Genomic DNA, 21503 nt, shown 5'->3' on the forward strand with positions numbered 1-21503 from the left:
TGACGAATTGCTCGGCGCTCTCGATCCCTTGTCCTGTCCGCGTCGGATGCGAGAGTTGGCCGTGCGTGCGCGGGCGGCGAGCGACAAGGGCGAGCTCGGGGCGCTGCTCGACGGGTTGGGCCGGGGCGGGGCGTATGAGCGGCGGTTGGCGGTCGTGGTGGCGGCGGTCGGTGGGCGCGCCGACTATCTCGGGGCAAGGCTGGCGGACCCGGACCCCGTGGTGCGCCACCGCGCGCTGCGGGCCGCCCGTCGGGGTGCGGTGAGCGACGACGCGCTGGAGGCGGCTTTCGAGGACGCGCCCGCCGTCGTACGGCGCCAGTTGGTGCGTACGGTCGTGGCCGGGCGGCGGACCGCGCTGGCGGACCGGCTCATCGAGCCGTTGCGGGAGCGCTGGGGGGACGGCGAGGCGGCCCGGCTGTTGCCCGGGTGCGGGGCCGAGACCGTGAAGCGGCTGCTGCCCGGGCTGTTCCATGCTGTCCGTGGCTGGCGGCCGCTCGTCTCCCGCCACCCGGTGGCAGTGCTCGATGAGGCCGCGCGCCAGTTGACCGGGCTGCCCGTCGCGCTGCGCGGCGACTGGTGGTTCCGCTACGCGCCCGGCGTCGCGCTCGCCGCGTCCGCCGAGCCGCGGCGCGTCCTGGACCTGCTGGAGCTGCTGTGCCATGGACCGCTGCCGCTGCCCGTGCGGCGACGGCTGGGCGCGCTGGTGGCCGTCGAGCCCGGCCGTACGCTGCGGCTGCTGCTCGCCCCCGACCGCGCCGGGGCCCTCCGCGGCCCGGGTCCGCACCCCGCCGTGCTGCGCCGACTCGTGCGTGCCGACCCGCCCGAACTCATCGACCTGGGCCGCGCCCTGCGGCATGATGCCGAGGCGCTCGCCCGGCTGCTGGCCGCCCTGCCGCCCGCCCGTCGCGCCGACTTCTTCGACACGGCCACGGCCGGGCGCGACCCGGCCCACACCGTCGTCGAGCCCGCCGTACTCGATGTACTGCCACGTCCGCGCCGCCAGGCCGAGGCGCGCCGGATGGCCGTCCAGGCGCGGGAGTGCGGCGCGCCGTGGACCACCGTGCTGGAGGCGGTCGCGTATCTGCCCGTGGAGGAGGCGCGCGAGGAGTTGCTGGCGGCGGTGGGCCGCTCCTCGGCGGAGGACCGTGCCCTGGCCTATCCGCTGCTGATCCGCAACGCCGCCCGCTCCGGCGACCCCGACGCCGTCACCTCCCTGCTGCGGCTGCTGGAGCGGCTGCGCAATGAGCAGGACCCGGTGCGTTCCGCCGCGCTCGGCGCGCTGGCCGCGACCCACCCCGCGCTGTTCACGGACGACGCGGCCGAGCATCTCGACCGCGTCGCGGCCGACGCGATCCAGGCCCGCGACTCGTCCCCGGCCACCCGGCAGGCGCTGCGTCGCCTCGCCGTCGCGCTGCTGCGCGAGCACTCCGTCACCGGGCGGCGTCAGCTGCTCGGCTGGGCGCTGCGCACCGTCACCCGGCTCGCGGGCAGCGTCGGCGCCGCCGACCTCGGGCGGCTCGACCACAAGCTGCGGCGCGGCCAGGAGCACGCGGTGTTCGAGGCGCTACGGCCCTGGCTGGAGGCGGGCGCGGACCGCGTCGACCATGAGCTGACCTTCGCCCTCGCCCGCTCGCTCGGCCGGCGTGCCCACGCCATGCCGGAGCTGCAGGAACTGCTGCGGCAGGCCATCCAGTTCGGCCGCGACGCGACCGTCGGCACCGCCATCGGGCTGTGGCTGGAGCCGGCGGGCGAGCGGGACGCGCGCGTCGCGGACCTCCTCGCGCAGGAGCCCTCGGCGGCCGTACTGCCGCCCGTTCTCGCGGTGTTGACGCGCCGCCGCACCGATCTGCTCGACCTCGTCCTCGCCGACACCCCGCCGTACGGGCGTTTCCTGACACCCGGCACCCACTGGACCCCGCCCACCGGGCGCGACGCGGGCCGCTGGCTGCCCCGGCAACAGGCCGCCGCCGCCCGCCTCCTGGCCCGCGCCGCCGCCGACACCTCGCTGCGGTCCCATGAGCGCGCCTCGGCCATCGCCGCCGCCGCCCCGATCCCGGACGTGGGGGCCACCGCCGTACGGGCCTGGGCCGCCGCCGATGACGTGGTCCTCGCCGAGACCGCGCTCGCCGCCCTCGCCCGGACCGACCGGCCGGGGGAGTCGCTGCCCGCGCTGCTCGCCCACGCGGGCGGCGACCGGGCCCGGGTGGCGGTCCACGCCGCGACCGGAGCCTCCCTGTACGTCGAGCCGTCGCGGCTGGGCCGGCTGGTGCGCGGCGTCCTCGCGCCCGACGGTGTGGCCACCGCCGTACCGCCCGTCCCCGCCAAGGTCACCAGCCGTAAGGAGGCCGCGCGGCTCGCCGCCACCCTGCTGCCGGTGCCCGACGCGGCCACGCTGCTCGCCGACGCGTACGAGCTGCCCGGCCAGCACCACGACGTACAGGCCGCCTGTGTGGCCTTCGCGACCCGGCTGCTCGACCACAAACGCGCCTGGGAGCTGCTGGCAGCCGCCGCGGGCGGGCGGCGCGAGCTGCGCCACGCCGTGCTGCGCACCCGCCCGCTCGACCTCCCCGAAACACACCGGGCCCGCTACGCCCAGCTCATACGCGTCGTCTGCGATACGGACGACCCCGAGGTGGCCGCGCCGGGCTACGCGGCGCTCGCCGTCTGGTCGCCATGGGCGCCGGACGCGGCGGCGGTGCTGGTGGCGGCCGTCACCGACCTGGAGAACCGGACGAGTTGGCGGTCCGCCGCCGACTCCCTGCTCGACCTGATGGCGGCGGCCCCGGACGGGGTGCCCGAGGACAACCCCCTGGCCTGGGCCCTCGCCGCCCTCGCCACCGCCGACGCCCGGCCCGGCGCGCCCGACGCCGAACCGGACCGCGACCGGCCCGCCCGCCGCCGTATCCGGCACATCGCCGACCGGTTGGCGATGCACAGCCGGATGCGGTCCCCCGCGATGCGACCCACCGCGACCGCGGCCGGTGAACTCCTCGCGGGCTACGAGACCTTCGTCCAGGACGCCGCTCATGTCCTCGTCAACGCCCTCGACCTGGACGCCCACCCCGGCCCGCTCGCGGCCGCGCTCGCCCGCCTCGCCCGGCTCCATGCCGCCCGCTCCGCGCTCGCCGCCCGCACCGCCGACGTACTGCACCAGCGGCTCAACACCGCGATGCGGCCGGGCTCCGGCGAGGCCCTGCTGCGCGCCGCGCGCCGGCTGGGCGAGGACGGAGGCCACGCCTCCGGGCTCTTCGCCGCGACCCTCACGGGAGTGGGCGGGGCGCGGACGGAATGGGCGGAGCCCTGGCGGGAGCGGCTGCGCGCGCTGCGCCGCCATCCGCACCCGGATGTGCGGGACGCGGCGCTGCGGCTGACGACGGCGACGGAGTGACGGCGGTGGAGTGACGGGTCATGAGGGCCCCGGCCGTTATGGTCGGGAGGGCCGCCCACCGGACACCCGACCGCCGGAGGTTCCCGTGCCCAACGGCCCGCTCTCCCTCGCCGCCTCGCTCTACCTGCTCTCCTACGACCCCGAGACCGGCAAGCCCGCCGGCGCCCACACCGGCTATCTCGTACGCGCCGCGGCCCTCACCGAACTCGTCCAGCGCGGGATGCTCACCGACGCGGACGGCCGGCCCTGCCCGATCCCCGACGCCGGCACCGGCGACCCGGCCCTGGACGGGCTGCTGGAGCTGATCGGCGAGTCCCGGCCGCGCACCTGGCAGACCTGGGTGGGACATCAGCCGCAGCTGACCGAGCGCGCGGTCCGCCACCAGATGGTGGCGGCCGGGTATGTGCGCTCGGCGGGAAAGCGCGTCCTGGGGCTGTTCCCGGCCAGGGAGTACGCACTGGAACGGGCCGACCTGGTGGCCGGGATGCGGGACGAGGCGGTGCGCGTCCTGCACGGCGCGCAGCCCGTGGCCGAGGTGTCCGAACGGGACGCGGCGCTGGTCGCCCTCGCGGCGGCGGGTGAGCTACGGACCGTGGTGACGGCCAAGGACGCCAAGGCGCGCAAGGAGCGGATCATCGAACTGGGGGAGCGCTGCGGGGGCGTGGGGCGGGCGTTGGAGAAGGTGATCGCCCAGGTGCGGACGGCGCTCGCCGCCGCTGTCACCACGGCGATGCTGGCGGCGACCACGTCCGCGATCAACAACTGACCGAGCGGTGGCGGCGCCGGACGCGCACACGACCCCGTACCGGGCCGTACGGGGCCGTACGGGGCCGTACGGGGCGGTACGGCACGCGGCGCGCACGCCGCTCCACCGCCGTGCGTACGAGCGCTGGGCGCGCGCTGGCTAGGCGGCGTCGTTCAGCAGCGACGCCAGACCGTCGTCCAGGTCGAGCTCCCCGATCTCGCTGCCCTCGGGGACGATGGCGTACGAGCGGCCGAGGAATCTCAGGAGGTCGCCGGTGGTGAACTGGACCATGGCCATGCCCTCCGGGGCATGGAACTCCAGCACCGTGTGGTGCGGCCCGCACGGCCAGATCTGCACATCGCCGTTGCCCGCGGGGCCCCGCAGCCCGGCCGCGAGCAGCTCACGTCCGAACGTCCACTCCACCGCGGAGCCGTCGAGCGACGCCGCGGGCGGGAAGGAGATCCGGACGGCGAAGGGGTCGTCGCGTTCGTAGCGCAGGCAAGCCGGGATGGCGCGTGCCTCGGGCGTCGACGCGATGAGGTGGGCCTGAACGGCTTGGTCGATGACAGTGGTCAACGCCGGCTCCCTTGCGATCGTGGCGGGGGTCCTTGCCTCTTACGACCGTTAAGACGTACGGGCGATCAGGGCAGTGCACCCACGGTGCACGTGACGTACATCACGACGTGGTTTTGGAGGGGACATACGCCATTTAGGCTTGCGAAATCCATGCAAGGTCTCGGGCGCCGTGCGGAGCTGTTACAAAACTCCGGCCGCGACGAGGCACCCACCCCAGGGGTTGTTCCACCATGACCGAAGGTCACGCGGCGCTGGACGCGGCCGCCTGCACCCGTATCTACCAAGCCGAATATCCGCGCCTTGTCGGGTATGCCCGCACCCTCACCGGTAACCCCTGGACGGCGGGTGACCTGGCCGCCGAGGCGCACTACCGCGTCTGGCGGCGACTGCGCGCGGGCCATGAGATCGGCGCCGACGCCGTCCCGGCCGAGCTGACGAGCGCCGTTCGCGGGCTCTCCACCGCGGCGGCGGGCTGGGGGGCGCCGCAGCAGGCGTCGTACCTCGAACCGCTGGTACGGGTCCTCGAGGAGCTGCCGCAGCGGTGGCTCACGGCGCTGTGGCTCGCGGAGGTGGACGGGCTGTCGCCGGAGGGGGTGGCGCGGCGCACGGGGGCGAGCGCGGACGGCGCGGCGGCTCTGGTGGACCGGGCCCGGGAGAGCGTGCGTCAGGAGTTCCTGCGGGCCCAGCCCGGTACGCCGGCGAGCGCGGCCTGCGGTGGGCACTGGGAGCGGCTGCCCGGACATGTGCAGGGCGCGGACTCCCCGCACGAGGCCGAGCGGATCGCGGTGCACATCGACGGCTGCGCCGACTGCCGGGCCCGGATGGAGCAGCTGGTGGCGGCCGACGACCGGCTGCCCGCGCTGACCGGGCCGGCGCTGCTGGCCCTGCACGACCGGGGCACGGCCCGGTTCCTGGCGCCGCTGGCGGCCGCCGGTGCCCTCGGCGCCGCCGGGGCGGGCGCCGGGGCGGCGACCGTGGCGTTCGGCGCCGCGCACGCGGCCCCGACGGGCGGGCCGCTCGTCTCCACACGCCGTTCCGTGCATCACCTCATACGCGGGCAGATACGCCAGGCAGGGCCGGTCACGGCGACGGTGGCCGGGGTCGGTGTGCTGGTCATCGCGGGGGCGGCGGTCGCGGCGGGCCTGACGCTGACGGGCGGCGGCTCGGTGGAGGCCGGGCAGCCGGCGGCGGCATCGGCGCCGGCGAAGCCGCGGGGTTCCGACACATCCGGATCGTCCGATTCTTCGGGCTCTTCCGACGCTTCGGGCTCTTCCGGCTCGTCCGGTTCGTCCGGCTCGTCGTCGGGTTCGGGGGAGTCGTCCGCCGCGTCCGCTGCGTCTTCCGCGTCCGGAGCGTCATCGCGACAGCCGGGCGCCCCGCGGTCGGATGCGTCGCGGGGTCGGGCGTCCGCGTCGGGCGTGCCCGTGGGGCACTCGCCGACGGATGTGCCGTCGAGCGCCGTGTCCCCCTCGCGGTCGACACCGTCGTCTTCCGCTTCGCCCTCGTCACGGCCCTCTTCGCCCTCTTCGTCCGGGTCGGGTACCCCGTCCCATACGCCGACGGACGAGCCGACAGGGCAGCCGACGGACGGCGGCGGCACGGCGGATCCGCAGGGCACGCCGAGCCGGCCGCAGCAGCCGCAGCCGAGCGACTCGCCGACCGATAAGCCGACCGACGGGTCCACGCCGAAGCCGACCGCGTCGTCCCCCGACGACTCGAAGGACTGTGTGTCGCTGCTGGTCCGGGTCTGCGTCAGCCGTTAGGCCTGCGGGCCCCCGCAGCCGCGGACGGCGTTCCCGCACGGGCCGGACCCATCGCAGTACGGGTCGTTACGGCTGGCCCCGCAGCCGCACAGCGTGGCGCGGGTCTCCTTGCGGGGGCCGTCCGCGGTCTCGATCAGCAGATCGCCGCGGACGAGGATCTGTCCGGAGTCGGTGCGGGCGAGCGCGGTGGGGCGGCTGGGCTGCGCCGCCGAAGCGCCCGCGCCGGCGCGGTTGCTCGGGGTGCGCTGCGCCCGAGCAACCGCGTGCGGCGCCCGCGCCCCACCACCGGTCAGGACGGCGGCTGCCGGCGGTGTTCCTCCAGCGTCGGTGCCGTCCTCGTGGCGACGAACTCCGTGATCGTGTAATCGGCCACGCCCGCGACCGTGAAGGGGTCGCTGGCCACCATCTCCTCGATCTTCGTGCGGTCTTCGCCGAGGGCCAGGATGATTCCGCCGTCGCGCGGCTGCTTGGGGCCGGAGGCGAGGAAGGCGCCGGTGGCGAAGTGGGCGTCGACCCAGGCGCGGTGCTCGGGGAGGGCGGCGTCGATGCGGTCGAGGGGCGCGGTGTAGGTCAGCTCCAGTACGAACATGATCCGCAGGCTAGTAACGTGGGCCGCACCATGACCAGTGCCGTCGATCCACCGTCCGATACGCCCCGCGACTGGCCCACCACCGAGGCCGAGGCGATCGCCGTCCAGGAGCGGTTGCGGGCGTCTGTCGTGGCCGAGGGCGAGGTGCCCGAGCCGGGGAAGGGCGCGGGCGCGGTCGTCGGGGTGGATGTGGCGTACGACGACGAGCGCGGTGTGGTGGCGGCCGCCGCCGTGGCGCTGGACGCCCGGAGTCTCGCCGTCGTGGGGGAGGCGACCGCGGTCGGCCGGGTGGCCTTTCCGTACATACCGGGTCTGCTGGCGTTCCGTGAGATCCCGGCCGTGCTGGACGCGCTCGGTGCCCTGGACCGGCTTGGCCACCGCCCCGACCTGGTGATCTGTGACGGCTATGGCCTTGCCCACCCCCGCCGCTTCGGGCTGGCCAGCCATCTGGGGGTGCTCACCGGGCTGCCCGCCATCGGCGTGGCCAAGAATCCCTTCACCGTCCGCCACGACGCGCCCGGTCCGCGCCGTGGCGACTGGTCGCCGCTCCTGGACGGGGACGAAGAGGTCGGCCGCGCCCTGCGGACCCAGGACGGGGTGAAGCCGGTATTCGTCTCGGTCGGCCACCGGGTGGGCATCGCGGATGCCTGCGCGTACACGCTCCACCTCGCCCGTGACTACCGGCAGCCCGAGACGACACGGCGCGCCGACGCGCTGTGCCGCCGGGCTCTCGCGGGTACGCGTCCCTGAGAACAGCGGCCGTCAGCTCCGCCGTGTCCCGGCCAGGAAGCAGCCGAACTCGACCGCGCGCACATGCGCCGCCACCCGCGGATCCCGGTACAGCTCGGCCAGCCCCTCCGCGATCGTCATCTCCCCGCCGTCGAGCAGCCGGCCGCCGAGGATGCCGCCCGCGGCGGAGTACGCCCGCAGCACCCGCCGCCGGCCGCGGATGCCGTCCGGGAAGCCGGACCCCGTCCAGCCGCCGCACTCGTCCGGGTGGATGAAGACCGGGCCCACCTCGCTGTAGGGGCCGGGGGTGGCGCCCGTCTCGCGCGCCCAGCGGCGCAGCGGGGCGTAGGAGACGAGCGCGATGGCCGCGTACGGCAGGCTGCGGCCCAGACAGCAGCGCAGCGGGTTGCCGCCTTCCTCGTCCTCCACCACCAGGCGCGGGGGGTTGCCCGCGTCGTCGCCGGTCCGAGCTGCTTCAGCACGTCGGGCGCGAGGGCCCGGATCTCATAGCGGTTCTGGTCGTCGTCGCTCATGGGTCCCGTGCTCTCCGTGGATTCTCCGGGCGCCGGCGGGATTCGGACAGTGCGCTGGGGCGAAACGGCCGGTGGCGAAATACTTGACAGCACGCTCGGTGCTCCGTCAGATTCGGCCCCGAACACAGGACGTCCCACGTCCGTATTGCCCTGCTCTTCAGATTGCCCTGCTCTTCAGAAAGCTGGGTCGCCATGAGTCTTCCGGCTCCGCTCACCGGTGTCGTTCCGCCCCTGTGCACCCCGCTCACCCCGGCGGGTGAGGTTGACACGCGTTCCCTCACCGTCCTCGTCGAGCGGCTGATCGGCGCGGGCGTGAGCGCCCTGTTCGCGCTCGGCTCCAGCGGCGAGGCCGCCTATATGGGCGACCGCCGTCGCCGTACCGTCCTCCAGGCGGTCATCGAGGCGGCGGACGGCCGGGTGCCCGTGCTCGCCGGGGTGATCGACATGACGACCGAGCGGGTCCTCGACCACGCCCGTACCGCCGCCGAGCTGGGGGCGGACGGGATCGTGGCCACCGCGCCCTTCTACACCCGCACCCACCCCGTGGAGATCGCCGACCACTTCCGGCGGCTGCGCGACGGCGCCGGGCTGCCGCTGTTCGCGTACGACATCCCGATCGCCGTCCACTCCAAGCTGACGCCCGCGATCGTCCTTCCGCTGGCCGCCGATGGCACGCTCGCCGGGGTCAAGGACAGCAGCGGGGACGACGGGGCGCTGCGCCGGCTGCTCGTGGAGGTCCGCCGCCGCGGTCTCGCCGGGTCGTTCTCCGTGCTCACCGGCTCCGAACTCGCCGTGGACGGCGCGCTGCTGGCCGGGGCCCATGGTGTCGTACCGGGCCTGGCCAATGTCGATCCGGCGGGCTTCGTCCGGCTCTACGACCACGCGCGGGCGGGCCGCTGGGAGCACGCCGCGGCCGAACAGGACCGGCTGGCCGCGCTCTTCGCCCTCACCGGCGCCGGGGACCCGGCCCTGATGGGCGGCAGCTCCTCGGGGCTCGGCGGCTTCAAGGCCGCGCTGCATCTGCTGGGCGTCATCGACTGCCCGGCCACCGCCGCGCCGCAGGTGCCGCTCGGCGACGCCGCCGTCAAGACCGTACGTCAGGTCCTTGTGGACGGGGGGCTGTTGCCGTGACCGACGCCGCCGCTGCGCCCTGGTACCGGGAGGTCTCCCCGGGCCAGTGGAAGTCGATGTTCGCCGCGTGGATCGGCTATCTCCTCGACGGTTTCGATTTCGTGCTGATCACGCTCGTGCTGACCGAGATTGCCGATGAGTTCGATCTGAGTACGGCGTCGGCGGCGAGCCTGATCTCGGGCGCGTTCATCACCCGCTGGCTCGGCGGGGCGCTGCTCGGCGCGCTGGGGGACCGCTACGGACGCAAGCCCGCGATGATCGTCAGCATTCTGCTCTACTCGCTCGGCACCTTCGCGTGCGGCTTCGCCTGGAACTACATCAGCTTGTTCACGGCCCGCCTTGTGATTGGCATGGGCATGGCTGGCGAGTACAGCGCGAGCGCGACGTATGTCCTGGAGAGCTGGCCCGCGCGGCTGCGCAACCGCGCCTCCGGCTTTCTGATCTCGGGTTACGCGGGCGGCACGATCATCGCCTCCGAGCTCTACAAGTGGGTGGTCCCGCACTGGGGCTGGCGCTGGATGTTCTGGATCGGCGTGCTGCCGGTCCTGGTGGCGCTGTGGGTGCGGCGTGCGCTCCCGGAGGCCGGGGACTGGCATGAGGAGGTGGCGGCGGCAAAGGCGCGGCCGAACCCCTTCCGGTCGCTGTTCGCCGGACGCCGCCGGGCCTCCGTCAACACCGTGCTGGCCGTGGCCGCGAGCGCCGCGCTGTTCTGTGTCTTCACCCCGCTGGGGGAGGGGCTGCGCTGGCCGCTGTCGCTGCTGGCGGCGGGGTGCCTGTTCGCCTTCGCGGCACAGCTGGGCGGGCGGCCCCGCCGGCTGCTGTATGTGGCGCTGATGTGCACCGTCTTCTGCGCGTTCCTCTACAGCTGGCCGATCCAGGCGCTGCTGCCGACCTATCTGAAGACGGAGCTGGGATATTCGCCCGGCGAGGTCACGGATGTGATGTTCTACGCCGGATTCGGGACGATGTTCGGCTGCTGGCTCGCGGGCTTCGCGGGCGACTGGCTCGGTACCCGGCGCGCCTACGCCTGCACCCTGCTCGCCTCGCTGGCCTTCGTCTTCCCGGTCTTCGCGGTGCGGGACACTCTGGTCGGGCTCGGGGTGCTGCTGTTCTTCCTGCTCGCGCTGAGCCAGGGGATCTCCGGCATTCTGCCGAAGTACATCGCGAGCCACTTCCCGACCGGGAGCCGGGCCGCCTCGCTCGGCTTCGTCTACAACACCGGGGCGCTCGGCGGCGCGGTGGCGCCGGTGCTCGGTGCCAACCTGGCCGAGGGCATGTCACTCGGACGGGCGCTGGCGGTGCTCACCTTCGGGCTGACGCTGGTGGTGATCGTGCTGATCGGCGGCGATGTGCCGCGCCGTCTGGGCCGGCTGACCGATCCGGCGGGGGCCGAGGACCATCTCGTGCCCGGACGGCCGTTGTCAGTGGCGGAGGCTAGCGTGGAGAAGACCAGCTAGCACGACCCACCGGAGGAGCCGATGGCCGCGTCGAAGGACCCGCTGCGCGTACGAGGCGCGGTGCGTGATTTCGCGCTCGGGCTCCCCGGCGCCTATGAGGACTTCCCGTGGGGCGATTGCGTCATCAAGGTCAATAAGAAGATCTTCGTCTTCCTGGGGGAGGGCGAGGGCGACCGACCGCCCGGCGTCACCGTCAAGCTGGGGGACGAGAAGGCGCATGCCCATGCGATGTCCGCCCCCGGCGCGGTGCCCACCGGGTACGGGCTGGGCCGGGCGGGCTGGGTGTCCATACCGCTCGGCGAGGGCGCGCCCAGGGCCGACCTGCTGTGTGACTGGGTCGAGGAGAGCTACCGGACCGTCGCCCCCAAGAAGCTGGTCGCGGAGCTCGACGCGGGCTGACGGCGCCACACCCGGCCCACCCCGTGGCTCCGGCGGCCAAAGACCGGCCGGGCCATGAGTTTTCGCTGTCCACAGACCCGCCGGGGGGCTTGTGGAATACGGACCGCGTTCTTAGCATCAGCGGTGTTACAGCAGTAGTGTCACAAGGTTGGGGACGGGATGGCGGCGACGGCGGACGGGGCGGCACCGGGCGGGGCGGCACCGGGCGGGGCGGCACAGGACAGGGCGGCGGTGGCCGGCCCGCTGGCGGGAGTGCGGGTGGTGGAGCTCGCCGGGATCGGGCCGGGGCCGTTCGCCGCCATGGTCCTGGCCGATCTCGGAGCCGATGTCGTCCGCGTCGACCGGCCCGGCTCCACCGGGGGCCTGCGGATCGACCCGGACTACGACCTCGCGAACCGCAACAAGCGCTCGGTGCTGCTCGATCTGAAGTCCGAGCGCGGCGTGGCCGCCGTGCTCGACCTCGTCGAGCGCGCCGACATCCTCATCGAGGGCTACCGCCCGGGGGTCGCCGAGCGTCTCGGCGTCGGGCCGGACGCATGCCTGGCCCGTAACCCCAAGGTCGTCTACGGCCGGATGACCGGCTGGGGCCAGCAGGGCCCGCTCGCCGAATCCGCCGGGCACGACATCGGCTATATCGCCGTCACCGGCGCCCTCGGCATGATCGGCGCGGCTGACGGCCCGCCCGTGCCCCCCGCCAACCTCCTCGGGGATTACGCGGGCGGCTCGCTCTATCTCGTCATCGGGGTCCTCGCCGCTCTCCAGCACGCCCGCGCGGGCGGACCCGGCCAGGTCGTGGACGCCGCGATCGTCGACGGCACCGCGCATCTGACCGCCGTCATCCACGGCATGATGGCGGCGGGAGGCTGGCAGGACCGGCGCGGCGCCAATCTGCTCGACGGCGGCTGCCCCTTCTACGGCACCTATGAGACCGCCGACGGCGGTCATATGGCGGTCGGCGCGCTGGAGCGCAAGTTCTACGAGGAGTTCATCGAGCTCCTCGGAATCGCCGACCAGGCCCCGGCGCGGGAGGACTTCGGCAGCTGGGGCGCGCTGCGGGCCGCCATCGCCGCCCGCTTCAAGGAGCGCACCCGCGAGGAGTGGACCGCCGTGTTCGCCGGCTCCGACGCCTGTGTCGCGCCCGTTCTGTCGCTGCGTGAGGCCCCGGCCCATCCGCATCTCGCCGCCCGCTCCACCTTCGTGGACCACGGCGGGATCACCCAGCCCGCGCCCGCACCGCGCTTCTCCGCCACCCCGGGCGGGGTGCGCCGCCCGCCCGCCCGGCCCGGCGCGGACGCCGCCGAGGTGGCCCGCGACTGGGGCGTGCCCCCCTTCACCGAGGAGACCCCGTCGTGACGCCCATGCCTCCACAGCGCGAGATCTTCACCGCCGAGCACGACGCCTTCCGCGAGACCGTCCGCACCTTCGTGGCGAAGGAAGTGGCGCCGCACTACGAGCGGTGGGAGCGGGACGGCGTGGTCGACCGCGCCGTCTGGCGCGCGGCGGGGCGGCAGGGGCTGCTCGGGCTCGCCGTCCCGGAGGAGTACGGAGGCGGCGGGACCGACGACTTCCGCTACTCCGCCGTGCTCAACGAGGAGCTGGCCCGGGCGGGCGCCCCCGGGCTCGCGATCGGTCTGCACAACGACATGATCGGCCCGTATCTGCTCTCGCTCGCCACCGAGGAGCAGAAGCGCCGCTGGCTGCCCGGCTTCTGCTCCGGCGAGACCATCGCCGCCATCGCCATGACCGAGCCGGGCGCGGGCTCCGATCTCCAGGGCATCCGCACCACCGCCACCGACGCCGGCGACCACTGGGTGCTGAGCGGCTCCAAGACCTTCATCTCCAACGGCATCCTCGCCGATCTGGTGATCGTGGTCGCGAAGACCACCCCCGAGGGCGGTGCGAAGGGGCTGAGCCTGCTGGTCGTCGAGCGCGGGATGGCGGGGTTCGAGCGCGGCCGCAACCTCGACAAGATCGGCCAGAAGGCGCAGGACACCGCCGAGCTGTTCTTCCACGACGTCCAGGTGCCCAAGGGCAACCTCCAAGGCGAGCTGCACGGCGGATTCGGCCATCTGATGACCAATCTCGCCCAGGAGCGGCTGACGATCGCGGTCTCCGCGATCGCCGCCGCCGAGCGGCTGCTCGAGATCACCACGGCGTATGTCAAGGAGCGCGAGGCGTTCGGGAAGCCGCTGTCGAGGCTCCAGCACATCCGCTTCGAAATAGCCGAGATGGCCACCGAATGCGCCGTCACCCGCGCCTTCCTGGACCGCTGTATCGCCGACCACGCGGCGGGCGGGCTGGACGCGGTGCGGGCGTCGATGGCCAAGTGGTGGGCGACGGAGCTGCAGAAGCGGACCGCCGACCGCTGCCTGCAACTCCACGGCGGCTACGGCTATATGGCCGAGTACCCCGTCGCCAAGGCGTTCACCGACGGCCGTATCCAGACCATCTACGGCGGCACCACCGAGATCATGAAGGAGATCATCGGCCGCTCCCTGCTCGCCGACTGAGCTTCATCGACCCACCGTCCCCCTCGCCCCCGTCCCCGTCCCCCTCGCCCCCGGCCCCCGCCCTCGAAAGGCAGCAGACGTGAGCACCGAAGCGTACGTATACGACGCCATCCGCACCCCGCGCGGGCGCGGCAAGGCCGACGGCGCCCTGCACGGCACCAAGCCCGTCGATCTCGTCGTGGGCCTCATCCACGAGATCCGGCGGCGTTTTCCCGAGCTGGATCCGGCGGCGATCGACGATGTCGTGCTCGGCGTCGTCAGCCCGCTCGGCGATCAGGGCTCCGATATCGCCAAGGTCGCGGCCATCGCGGCAGGTCTCCCGGACACGGTCGCGGGCGTCCAGGAGAACCGCTTCTGTGCGTCGGGTCTGGAGGCCGTCAACCTGGCGGCGGCCAAGGTCCGGTCCGGCTGGGAGGACCTGGTGCTCGCGGGCGGTGTCGAATCGATGTCGCGCGTGAAAATGGGCTCCGACGGCGGGGCCTGGTTCGCGGACCCCATGACCAACTACGAGACCGGTTTCGTACCGCAGGGCATCGGCGCCGACCTCATCGCCACCATCGGGGGCTACAGCCGCCATGACGTCGACACCTTCGCCGCGCTCTCACAGGAGCGGGCGGCGCGCGCCTGGAAGGACGGGCTCTTCGAACGCTCGGTGGTGCCGGTCCGCGACCGCAGCGGACTGACCGTCCTCGACCGCGACGAGCACATCCGCCCCGGCACCACCCCCGAGACCCTGGCGGGGCTCAAGCCCTCGTTCGCGTCCATCGGCGAGGCGGGCGGCTTCGACGCGGTGGCGCTGCAGAAGTACCACTGGATCGAGGAGATCGACCATGTCCACCACGCGGGCAACTCGTCCGGCATGGTGGACGGCGCGGCCCTCGTCGCCATCGGCAACCGCGAGGTCGGCGAGCGCTTCGGGCTGACGCCGCGCGCCCGTATCCTCTCCGCCGCCGTCTCCGGCGCCGACCCCACCATCATGCTCACCGGCCCGGCCCCCGCCTCCCGCAAGGCGCTCGCCAAGGCCGGGCTGACGATCGAGGACATCGATCTCGTCGAGATCAACGAGGCGTTCGCGGCGGTGGTGCTGCGCTTCGTGGAGGACATGGGGCTGAGCCTGGACAAGGTCAACGTCAACGGTGGCGCGATCGCGATGGGCCATCCGCTGGGCGCGACCGGCGCGATGATCCTCGGCACGCTGATCGACGAGCTGGAGCGGCGCGACGAGCGGTACGGGCTGGTGACGCTGTGCGTGGGGGGCGGGATGGGCATCGCGACGGTGGTCGAGCGGCTCTAGGCCACGGCCCGACGACCCTCCTGACAAGCTTCCGCTTCCCCCCTCCCCCTGGAGACCGTGAGATGACCAGCTCCGCCACCGCCTCGACCATCCGCTGGGAGCAGAGTGACGACGGCGTCGTCACCCTCGTCCTCGACGATCCCGGTCAGTCCGCCAACACCATGAACGCCGACTTCATCGCCTCCCTCGACGCCATCGCCGACCGCGTCGAAGCCGAGCGGGAGTCGATCCGCGGGATCATCGTCACCTCCGCGAAGAAGACCTTCTTCGCGGGCGGCGACCTCAAGGACATGATCAAGATCGGGCCCGAGGAGGCCCAGCAGATCTTCGACCTGAACCTCCGTATCAAGCGCGGACTGCGCCGGATCGAGACCCTCGGCAAGCCCGTCGTCGCCGCGATCAACGGCGCGGCGCTCGGCGGCGGCTTCGAGATCGCCCTCGCCTGCCACCACCGTGTCGCCCTGGACGCCCCCGGCTCCCGGATCGGCTTCCCCGAGGTCACCCTGGGGCTGCTCCCGGGCAGCGGCGGCATCGCCCGTACCGTACGGCTGCTCGGCGTCACCGACGCGCTGCTCAAGGTGCTGCTCCAGGGGACGCAGTACAGCCCCCGGCGCGCCCTGGAAGCGGGGCTGGTCCACGAGGTCGTGGACACCCCGGAGGAGATGCTGACCAGGGCGCGTGCGTTCATCGACGCCCACCCCGAGTCGCGGCAGCCCTGGGACGAGAAGGGCCATCGGATCCCGGGCGGCACCCCGGCGAACCCGAAGTTCGCCGTCAATCTTCCCGCCTTCCCCGCCAATCTGCGCAAGCAGCTGAACGGCGCGCCCTACCCGGCGCCGCGCAATATCCTCGCCGCCGCCGTCGAGGGGGCCCAGGTCGACTTCGAGACGGCGCAGACCATCGAGGCCCGGCACTTCACCGAGCTGGTGATCGGACAGACCGCCAAGAACATGATCCAGGCGTTCTTCTTCGATCTGCAGGCGGTCAACTCCGGTGCCAACCGGCCCCAGGGCATCGAGCCCCATCAGGTCCGCAAGGTCGCGGTGCTGGGCGCCGGGATGATGGGCGCGGGCATCGCGTACTCCTGTGCCAAGGCGGGCATCGAGGTCGTCCTCAAGGACGTGTCCGCGGAAGCCGCCGCCAAGGGCAAGGCGTACTCCGAGGAGCTGCTGGCCAAGGCGCTCGCCAAGGGCCGTACGACCGAGGCGAAGCGGGACGCGCTGCTGGCCCGGATCACCCCGACCGCCGATCCGCGCGACCTCGAGGGCTGTGACGCCGTCATCGAGGCGGTCTTCGAGGACCCGGCGCTCAAGCACAAGGTCTTCCAGGAGATCGAGCCCCTCGTCGCACCCGACGCGCTGCTGTGCTCCAACACCTCCACCCTCCCCATCACCCTGCTCGCGGAGGGGGTGCAGCGCGCCGACGACTTCATCGGGCTGCACTTCTTCTCGCCCGTCGACAAGATGCCGCTGGTCGAGATCATCAAGGGCGAGCGGACCGGCGACAAGGCGCTGGCCCGCGCCTTCGACCTGGTACGGCAGATCAACAAGACCCCGATCGTGGTCAATGACTCGCGCGGCTTCTTCACCTCGCGCGTCATCGGCCACTTCATCAACGAGGGCGTGGCGATGGTGGGCGAGGGCATCGACCCCGCCTCCGTCGAACAGGCGGCGGCCCAGGCCGGCTACCCGGCCAAGGTGCTGTCCCTGATGGACGAGCTGACCCTGACCCTCCCGCGCAAGATCCGCGAGGAGACACGGCGGGCGACCGAGGAGGCGGGCGGCCAGTGGCAGGCGCACCCGGCCGACGCGGTCATCGACCGTATGGTCGAGGAGTTCGGGCGGTCCGGCCGCAGCGGCGGCGGCGGCTTCTACGACTACGACGAGACCACCGGCAAGCGCACCCGGCTGTGGCCGGGGCTGCGCGAGCACTTCGGCGCCGACACCCGCATCCCGTTCGAGGACATGCGGGAGCGGATGCTGTTCTGCGAGGCCATCGACACGGTCCGGCTGCTGGAGGAGGGCGTGCTGACGTCCGTCGCCGACGCCAACATCGGCTCCATCCTCGGCATCGGCTTCCCCGGCTGGACGGGCGGGGTGCTGCAGTACATCAACGGCTACGAGGGCGGAGTGGCCGGGTTCGTGGCTCGGGCGCGGCAGTTGGAGTCGGCGTACGGGGAGCGGTTCGCGCCGCCCGCGCTGCTGCTGGAGAAGGCGGAGCGGGGGGAGCGGTTCACGGACTAGCTCCCGGTCGCTGACGGGGCGGGTCTCGGCCCGCCCCGTCAGCGGGGGCCGAGGCGGCGTTCGAGCTGCTTGCTCACCCCGGGGCACAGTTCACGGGTCGTATCCAGGAAGGCCGCCAGGACGGGGGAGCGGTCCCGGGCCCGGAAGGACAGCACCAGCTCCGGCAGTTCGACCCGCGGGTACGTACAGCCGGTGCGCCGAGGACCGGGCCGCCACACCGGCCCTGCAGGATCTGATGATCGCGGAGGCGGACGCGGCCCTGCCTGACCACCCCTTCACCGTGCGCACCCTGCCGGGCAGTCATTCACCGTTCGCCGCCCGCCCCGAAGAGCTCGCCGCTGCCCTGATGGAGGCCTGACGGCGGCCGGCTCAGTCGAGGTCCTGGCCGTACCAGGCCCGTAGCTCCTGCTTCATCGACCGCTGGAACGCGATCACCAGCGCCTGCACCACCAGCGGCTGCATATGGGCGGACAGCGACTTCTTCGCCTTGACCCGCTCCGCTCCCGCCACGGACTCATGGTCGCGCTCCGGCCCCCACACCTCATCCCGGAACAGCCGGCTCAGCTCCCGCGCCGCGGAGCGGGTGTGCTCCAGGACGACCCTATGGGCCGCGAGTATCGTCTCCAGCTCGATCGGCACATCGAGCAGCCGCAGCCCCAGGTGGAGCACCCGGGGGTCGATACGGAAGAGGTCCGGGTCGTCTGTGCGCTCCAGCGCGTCGAGCGCGGCCAGCCGGTCGATGTCCTCCTCGGTCAGCTCCCGCCCGGCCCGCCGGGCCAGCTGCTCGCGGCTCGCCTCCTGCGGTGCGTCCGGCCCCCAGGAGGCGACCAGGGCGCGGTGGATCGCGAGATCGTCCGCGCTCAGATCCTCCGGCAGCTGGTCCAGATAGCGCTCGATGGCGGAGAGTGTCATGCCGTGATGCTGAAGCTGTTCGATCAGCGCGAGCCGGGAGAGATGCTCGGCGCCGTAGTGGCCGACGCGGCGCGGGCCGATCACGGGCGGCGGCAGCAGCCCTCGGGTGCCGTAGAAGCGGACCGTACGGACGGTCACCCCGGCACGGGCCGCCAGCTCGTCGACGGTGAGAGTCGGTTCCTCGGTGTCGGGGATGGTCATCGGCCGCGCCTCGCTCTCCGGTGTGCTGCTGCCCCCATCGGGTTCATCAGTATTGCTGTCTCATCAGCACTGTGAAACCTTCCGTCCGCACCTCGCGCTCACCTCGGCCTCATATGGGCCGGTTCCCGCCGTCCGGCCGCCGCCGCCCCGGGTGACGGCCGGACGGACGGGCGGTCGCGGGGGCGAGCGATGATGGACATGTGGTCACCGCACCCGGCAGCAGCGCGGGCGGCGGACCGGTCGGCCTCGCCCCTCCGCCCCCGGAGGGCATCCTGTGGTCGGTCGCCGGGGAGATCCGCAGCGTTCTCGCCCTGCCCGCCGCCCTGGCCATGCAGGTCGCGCACCCGGCCGTCGGCGCGGGCGTGGACAGGTACTCCGTCTTCCGCACCGACCCGTGGGGGCGCGGCGAGCGTTCGCTGCGGTCCGTGCAGCTGTGGGTGTACGGCGGGGAGCGGGCCGCGGCCGAGGGTCGCCGGCTGCGTGCGCTCCACGAGGGCATCCGCGGGGTCGACGCGCACGGCCGCCCCTATCGCGCGCTCGACCCGCCCGTCTACGCCTGGGTGCACGCCACCGGCTTCCCGGTCTACCGGCACGCGCAGCGCTATCTGGGCCGTCGGCCCTTCACCCGGGCCGAGGAGCGGCAGCTGTACGCGGAGTGGCTGAGGGTCGGCCGGCTGCTCGGCATCGACGACCGGGACATGCCGCAGACGGTCGACGACTTCTGGCCGTACTACCGGCGGGTGCTGCGCGAGGAGCTGGAGCCGACGGCCGTCGCGCGCGAGCTCGTCGCGGTCAACCGGTCCGTGCCGCCGCCCGGCCACGGCCCGTCCGTCGTACGGCGGGCGCTGCGCGTCGTCTGGCCTGTCCTCCTGCCGTCCTTCGCCCGCTTCCGCGCCTTTCTGACCGTCGGGCTCATGCCGGCGGACGCGCGTGAGGCGATCGGGCTGAGGTGGAGTGCGGGGCAGGAGCGGAGGCTGCGCCTCTTCGGCCTGTTCGTACGGATCGTGGTGCCGCTTCTGCCCGAGCGACTGCGGTATCTCCCCCTCGCCCGTCAGGCGCGCCACCGCGCCCGCGCCCGCGACGGGTCCGGCCCGGAGCCCGGCTGACGCACCCCCTGACACGTGGCGCACGCCGGTCGTCCCCGGCGGGGCCTCGTGCACTCGTCCGGCCCTGCTGAGTTGGTCGCCGGATGACGCGCGCCGATATCGTCGCAACACGTGTTCGATGCATGACGGAGAGTAGTTGGACGGCCAAGGCCGACGCAGCGATGGAGAACCACCGGAGATCCGGGCGTCTCGCCGTTCCCCTGGTCGTCACCCCTGTCGTCAACATGAGGAGAACGCCATGCGAAGATCCACTCGCTCGGCGCTGGGCCGGTTCGGCCCGCGCCTGCGCCGGTGGTCGGTCGGCGCGGTCCTGTTGCTGGTGATACCGGTCGGTGTGCAGGCCGGTGTGGCCGGCCCCGCCACGGCAGCCGCTTCCAGCCACGCCGACTCGGTGCGCGCCCGCCAAGGCGCCGGAGACCGGGTCACCGCGGAGGTGCTGGACGCGCCGCCTCGGCGCACCGCGGCGGAACTGGAGCAGTTGAACCGCCTTCTCGACCGCGAGGGCACCGGGCCCAAGGACGCGACGGCGTCGGTCCCGGATCAGGAGCCGCTGGGACCGGGGCTGGCGGTGCCGAAGAAGACCGATGAGGCCAGGCCGCTGGCCGCCACTGTGCTGCGCGACTCGACGATCCCGGCGTCGGCGGTCGCCGGCGGCGCCTCGTATGTGTCGTCGACACAGGAGCCGAGCACCGACGCCAACGGTCCGAACATCTTCCAGGTCGGCAACTGGTACGCCAGCCGCTCGCTCGACAGCGGCGCCACGTGGACCTACCTGAATCCCTTCACGCTCTTCGGCAGCGGGTTCTGCTGCGACCAGGTCACCCAGTACGACGCCGCGACCGGGCAGCAGTTCTGGCTGCTCCAGTACGACGATCACCTGACGATCGCCAACGCCCCGGCGAGCGGGAGCGGAGCCTTCACCAACTGGTGCTCGTACGAGATCACACCGTCCTGGCTCGGGCTGGCCGACGACAACTCGCTGGACTACAACGACCTGACCATCACCAACGGCAATGTCAACATCTCCACCAACGTCTACCCACCGGGCGGGACGTCAGCGATAGCCACCGGGCTGCTGCGGTTGCCAAAGGAGGCGATGAGCGCCTGCGCGCCGATCTCGTACAACTACCTGACCCGCACCGACGACTTCACCTTCAAGCTGACGCCGGGCTCCACCGACACCCTGTACTGGGGCAGCAACTGGGGCCAGAGCAACGGCGCCTCCTTCCGGGTGTTCGCCTGGCCCGAGAACTCCGACACGTACGCGTGGTGGGACCGTGCGGTCGCCCCCTACGTGTTCATGTACCGGGATGACGGGCAGAACTGCGCCAGCAGCGACGGCGTCGTGACCAACTGGTGCCAGTTCGCCGACTCACGCGTGCTGGGCGCGTACCGCGCAGGCGGGGCGCTGGGCTTCTCCTTCAACGCGAAGCAGGACGCCGGTCACCCGTTCCCGTACACCCGGATCGTGTGGTTCAACGAGTCCGACAAGGCGTACGTCGGCTCCGGCGACCAGTGGGCCGACTGGGGAGGCATCCAGTACATGTCCCTGGCGTCCAACTCCCTGGGCCAGGTCGGGAGCGAGTTCGCCTGGGGCGGCGGTACCGGCGGTACCCACTACTACCCGGGGTCCGCGGTCAACAGCTCCGGGCCAACCACCATCGCCATCGACCCGAACTACTACCTGTGGGGTGAGGGCAACACCTGCCTGTCGGGTGGCATCCCCCGGTGGGGCGACTACCTGACGGTGCGCACGTACCAGACGGACCCCACCACCTGGATCGCCGGCGGCTACGCCATCAAGGGCGGCAACTGCGGCGCCACCGGCGCGTACTCCGAGCCGCACAACGTCCTCTTCTCCGGCTGAGGCGTACCGCCCGCCGAAGCGTGGTGCCGGGCGGACGACTCCGCCCGGCACTCGCCTGTG

At 73.0% G+C, this 21503-nt stretch carries 18 protein-coding genes and 2 pseudogenes; 14 read left to right on the forward strand and 6 right to left on the reverse strand.

Features of this window, described 5'->3' with window-relative positions:
* Positions 1–46: 46 nt before the first annotated feature.
* Positions 47–3388: a hypothetical protein gene (locus tag ABZS71_RS22060; RefSeq protein WP_356212698.1), complete on the forward strand. Its 3342-nt coding sequence runs from the start codon at positions 47–49 to the stop codon at positions 3386–3388.
* Positions 3389–3473: 85 nt separating this feature from the next.
* Positions 3474–4154, forward strand: a complete 681-nt coding sequence (locus ABZS71_RS22065; protein WP_356212634.1) for a GPP34 family phosphoprotein — start codon at positions 3474–3476, stop codon at positions 4152–4154.
* Positions 4155–4292: 138 nt separating this feature from the next.
* On the opposite strand, the gene ABZS71_RS22070 is transcribed toward ABZS71_RS22065, so the two are convergent.
* Complete coding sequence (locus tag ABZS71_RS22070; RefSeq protein WP_356212637.1) at positions 4293–4709, reverse strand: SsgA family sporulation/cell division regulator; 417 nt, start codon at positions 4707–4709, stop codon at positions 4293–4295.
* Between the two features lie 230 nt (positions 4710–4939).
* Between ABZS71_RS22070 and ABZS71_RS22075 the strand changes: the two genes are divergently transcribed.
* Positions 4940–6472, forward strand: a complete 1533-nt coding sequence (locus ABZS71_RS22075) for a hypothetical protein (RefSeq protein WP_356212640.1) — start codon at positions 4940–4942, stop codon at positions 6470–6472.
* Here ABZS71_RS22075 and ABZS71_RS22080 read toward each other — a convergent pair.
* Both ABZS71_RS22080 and ABZS71_RS22085 read right to left on the reverse strand, forming a co-directional pair.
* Complete coding sequence (locus ABZS71_RS22080; RefSeq protein ID WP_356212700.1) at positions 6469–6765, reverse strand: CDGSH iron-sulfur domain-containing protein; 297 nt, start codon at positions 6763–6765, stop codon at positions 6469–6471. The genes ABZS71_RS22075 and ABZS71_RS22080 overlap by 4 nt on opposite strands.
* Positions 6762–7061, reverse strand: coding sequence for a YciI family protein (locus ABZS71_RS22085; RefSeq protein ID WP_356212644.1), 300 nt, complete (start codon positions 7059–7061; stop codon positions 6762–6764). Before ABZS71_RS22085 ends, ABZS71_RS22080 begins: the two co-directional genes overlap by 4 nt.
* 30 nt (positions 7062–7091) lie before the next feature.
* On the opposite strand from ABZS71_RS22085, the gene ABZS71_RS22090 reads away from it, so the two are divergent.
* Positions 7092–7811 carry an endonuclease V gene (locus ABZS71_RS22090; RefSeq protein ID WP_356212647.1) on the forward strand — a complete coding sequence of 240 codons (720 nt, stop codon included), beginning with the start codon at positions 7092–7094 and terminating at the stop codon, positions 7809–7811.
* A 12-nt stretch (positions 7812–7823) separates the two neighbouring features.
* Here the strand turns inward: ABZS71_RS22090 and ABZS71_RS22095 are convergent, their stop codons facing one another.
* Positions 7824–8219, reverse strand: a complete 396-nt coding sequence (locus ABZS71_RS22095) for a DUF1203 domain-containing protein (protein ID WP_356212650.1) — start codon at positions 8217–8219, stop codon at positions 7824–7826.
* Between the two features lie 296 nt (positions 8220–8515).
* Between ABZS71_RS22095 and ABZS71_RS22100 the strand changes: the two genes are divergently transcribed.
* The 7 genes from ABZS71_RS22100 to ABZS71_RS22130 all read left to right on the forward strand — a co-directional run bounded on the left by ABZS71_RS22100 (position 8516) and on the right by ABZS71_RS22130 (position 17357).
* On the forward strand, positions 8516–9454 hold the full coding sequence (locus ABZS71_RS22100; RefSeq protein WP_356212653.1) for a dihydrodipicolinate synthase family protein: 939 nt from the start codon (positions 8516–8518) through the stop codon (positions 9452–9454).
* Positions 9451–10911, forward strand: coding sequence for a sialate:H+ symport family MFS transporter (locus tag ABZS71_RS22105; protein WP_356212656.1), 1461 nt, complete (start codon positions 9451–9453; stop codon positions 10909–10911). Before ABZS71_RS22100 ends, ABZS71_RS22105 begins: the two co-directional genes overlap by 4 nt.
* A gap of 21 nt (positions 10912–10932) precedes the next feature.
* On the forward strand, positions 10933–11310 hold the full coding sequence (locus ABZS71_RS22110; protein ID WP_356212659.1) for an MmcQ/YjbR family DNA-binding protein: 378 nt from the start codon (positions 10933–10935) through the stop codon (positions 11308–11310).
* A gap of 252 nt (positions 11311–11562) precedes the next feature.
* Positions 11563–12663 carry a CaiB/BaiF CoA-transferase family protein gene (locus tag ABZS71_RS22115; RefSeq protein ID WP_356212702.1) on the forward strand — a complete coding sequence of 367 codons (1101 nt, stop codon included), beginning with the start codon at positions 11563–11565 and terminating at the stop codon, positions 12661–12663.
* Between the two features lie 5 nt (positions 12664–12668).
* Complete coding sequence (locus ABZS71_RS22120; protein WP_356212704.1) at positions 12669–13820, forward strand: acyl-CoA dehydrogenase family protein; 1152 nt, start codon at positions 12669–12671, stop codon at positions 13818–13820.
* A 79-nt stretch (positions 13821–13899) separates the two neighbouring features.
* Complete coding sequence (locus ABZS71_RS22125) at positions 13900–15114, forward strand: acetyl-CoA C-acetyltransferase (RefSeq protein WP_356212662.1); 1215 nt, start codon at positions 13900–13902, stop codon at positions 15112–15114.
* A gap of 62 nt (positions 15115–15176) precedes the next feature.
* Positions 15177–17357, forward strand: a complete 2181-nt coding sequence (locus ABZS71_RS22130) for a 3-hydroxyacyl-CoA dehydrogenase NAD-binding domain-containing protein (protein WP_356212665.1) — start codon at positions 15177–15179, stop codon at positions 17355–17357.
* 38 nt (positions 17358–17395) lie between these two features.
* On the opposite strand, the pseudogene ABZS71_RS22135 reads toward ABZS71_RS22130, so the two are convergent.
* Positions 17396–17542 (reverse strand): annotated as a pseudogene (locus ABZS71_RS22135) (LysR family transcriptional regulator); the annotation flags it as partial.
* Here ABZS71_RS22135 and ABZS71_RS22140 point away from each other — a divergent pair.
* A pseudogene (locus ABZS71_RS22140) lies at positions 17539–17715 on the forward strand (alpha/beta hydrolase); the annotation flags it as partial. The pseudogenes ABZS71_RS22135 and ABZS71_RS22140 sit on opposite strands and share 4 nt — an antisense overlap.
* A gap of 11 nt (positions 17716–17726) precedes the next feature.
* Here the strand turns inward: ABZS71_RS22140 and ABZS71_RS22145 are convergent.
* Positions 17727–18470, reverse strand: coding sequence for a MerR family transcriptional regulator (locus tag ABZS71_RS22145; RefSeq protein WP_356212668.1), 744 nt, complete (start codon positions 18468–18470; stop codon positions 17727–17729).
* A gap of 200 nt (positions 18471–18670) precedes the next feature.
* On the opposite strand from ABZS71_RS22145, the gene ABZS71_RS22150 reads away from it, so the two are divergent.
* The gene (locus ABZS71_RS22150; protein WP_356212671.1) at positions 18671–19576 is read left to right on the forward strand and encodes an oxygenase MpaB family protein; all 906 of its coding nucleotides are present in this window, start codon (positions 18671–18673) and stop codon (positions 19574–19576) included.
* A 238-nt stretch (positions 19577–19814) separates the two neighbouring features.
* Positions 19815–21443, forward strand: coding sequence for a hypothetical protein (locus tag ABZS71_RS22155; RefSeq protein ID WP_356212674.1), 1629 nt, complete (start codon positions 19815–19817; stop codon positions 21441–21443).
* Positions 21444–21503: the final 60 nt, after the last annotated feature.

Origin of the sequence: Streptomyces sp. NPDC005393, assembly GCF_040606675.1 — a bacterium.
Taxonomy (GTDB): domain Bacteria; phylum Actinomycetota; class Actinomycetes; order Streptomycetales; family Streptomycetaceae; genus Streptomyces.

What these genes read in the sequence shown, in the direction of transcription:
- ABZS71_RS22090 (WP_356212647.1), top strand. Translation starts at nt 7,092, where the DNA reads ATGACCAGTGCCGTCGATCCACCGTCCGATACGCCCCGCGACTGGCCC.
- ABZS71_RS22060 (WP_356212698.1), top strand. Translation starts at nt 47, where the DNA reads ATGCGAGAGTTGGCCGTGCGTGCGCGGGCGGCGAGCGACAAGGGCGAG.
- ABZS71_RS22075 (WP_356212640.1), top strand. Translation starts at nt 4,940, where the DNA reads ATGACCGAAGGTCACGCGGCGCTGGACGCGGCCGCCTGCACCCGTATC.
- ABZS71_RS22130 (WP_356212665.1), top strand. Translation starts at nt 15,177, where the DNA reads ATGACCAGCTCCGCCACCGCCTCGACCATCCGCTGGGAGCAGAGTGAC.
- ABZS71_RS22145 (WP_356212668.1), bottom strand. Translation starts at nt 18,470, where the DNA reads ATGACCATCCCCGACACCGAGGAACCGACTCTCACCGTCGACGAGCTG.
- ABZS71_RS22085 (WP_356212644.1), bottom strand. Translation starts at nt 7,061, where the DNA reads ATGTTCGTACTGGAGCTGACCTACACCGCGCCCCTCGACCGCATCGAC.
- ABZS71_RS22155 (WP_356212674.1), top strand. Translation starts at nt 19,815, where the DNA reads ATGCGAAGATCCACTCGCTCGGCGCTGGGCCGGTTCGGCCCGCGCCTG.
- ABZS71_RS22120 (WP_356212704.1), top strand. Translation starts at nt 12,669, where the DNA reads ATGCCTCCACAGCGCGAGATCTTCACCGCCGAGCACGACGCCTTCCGC.
- ABZS71_RS22110 (WP_356212659.1), top strand. Translation starts at nt 10,933, where the DNA reads ATGGCCGCGTCGAAGGACCCGCTGCGCGTACGAGGCGCGGTGCGTGAT.
- ABZS71_RS22100 (WP_356212653.1), top strand. Translation starts at nt 8,516, where the DNA reads ATGAGTCTTCCGGCTCCGCTCACCGGTGTCGTTCCGCCCCTGTGCACC.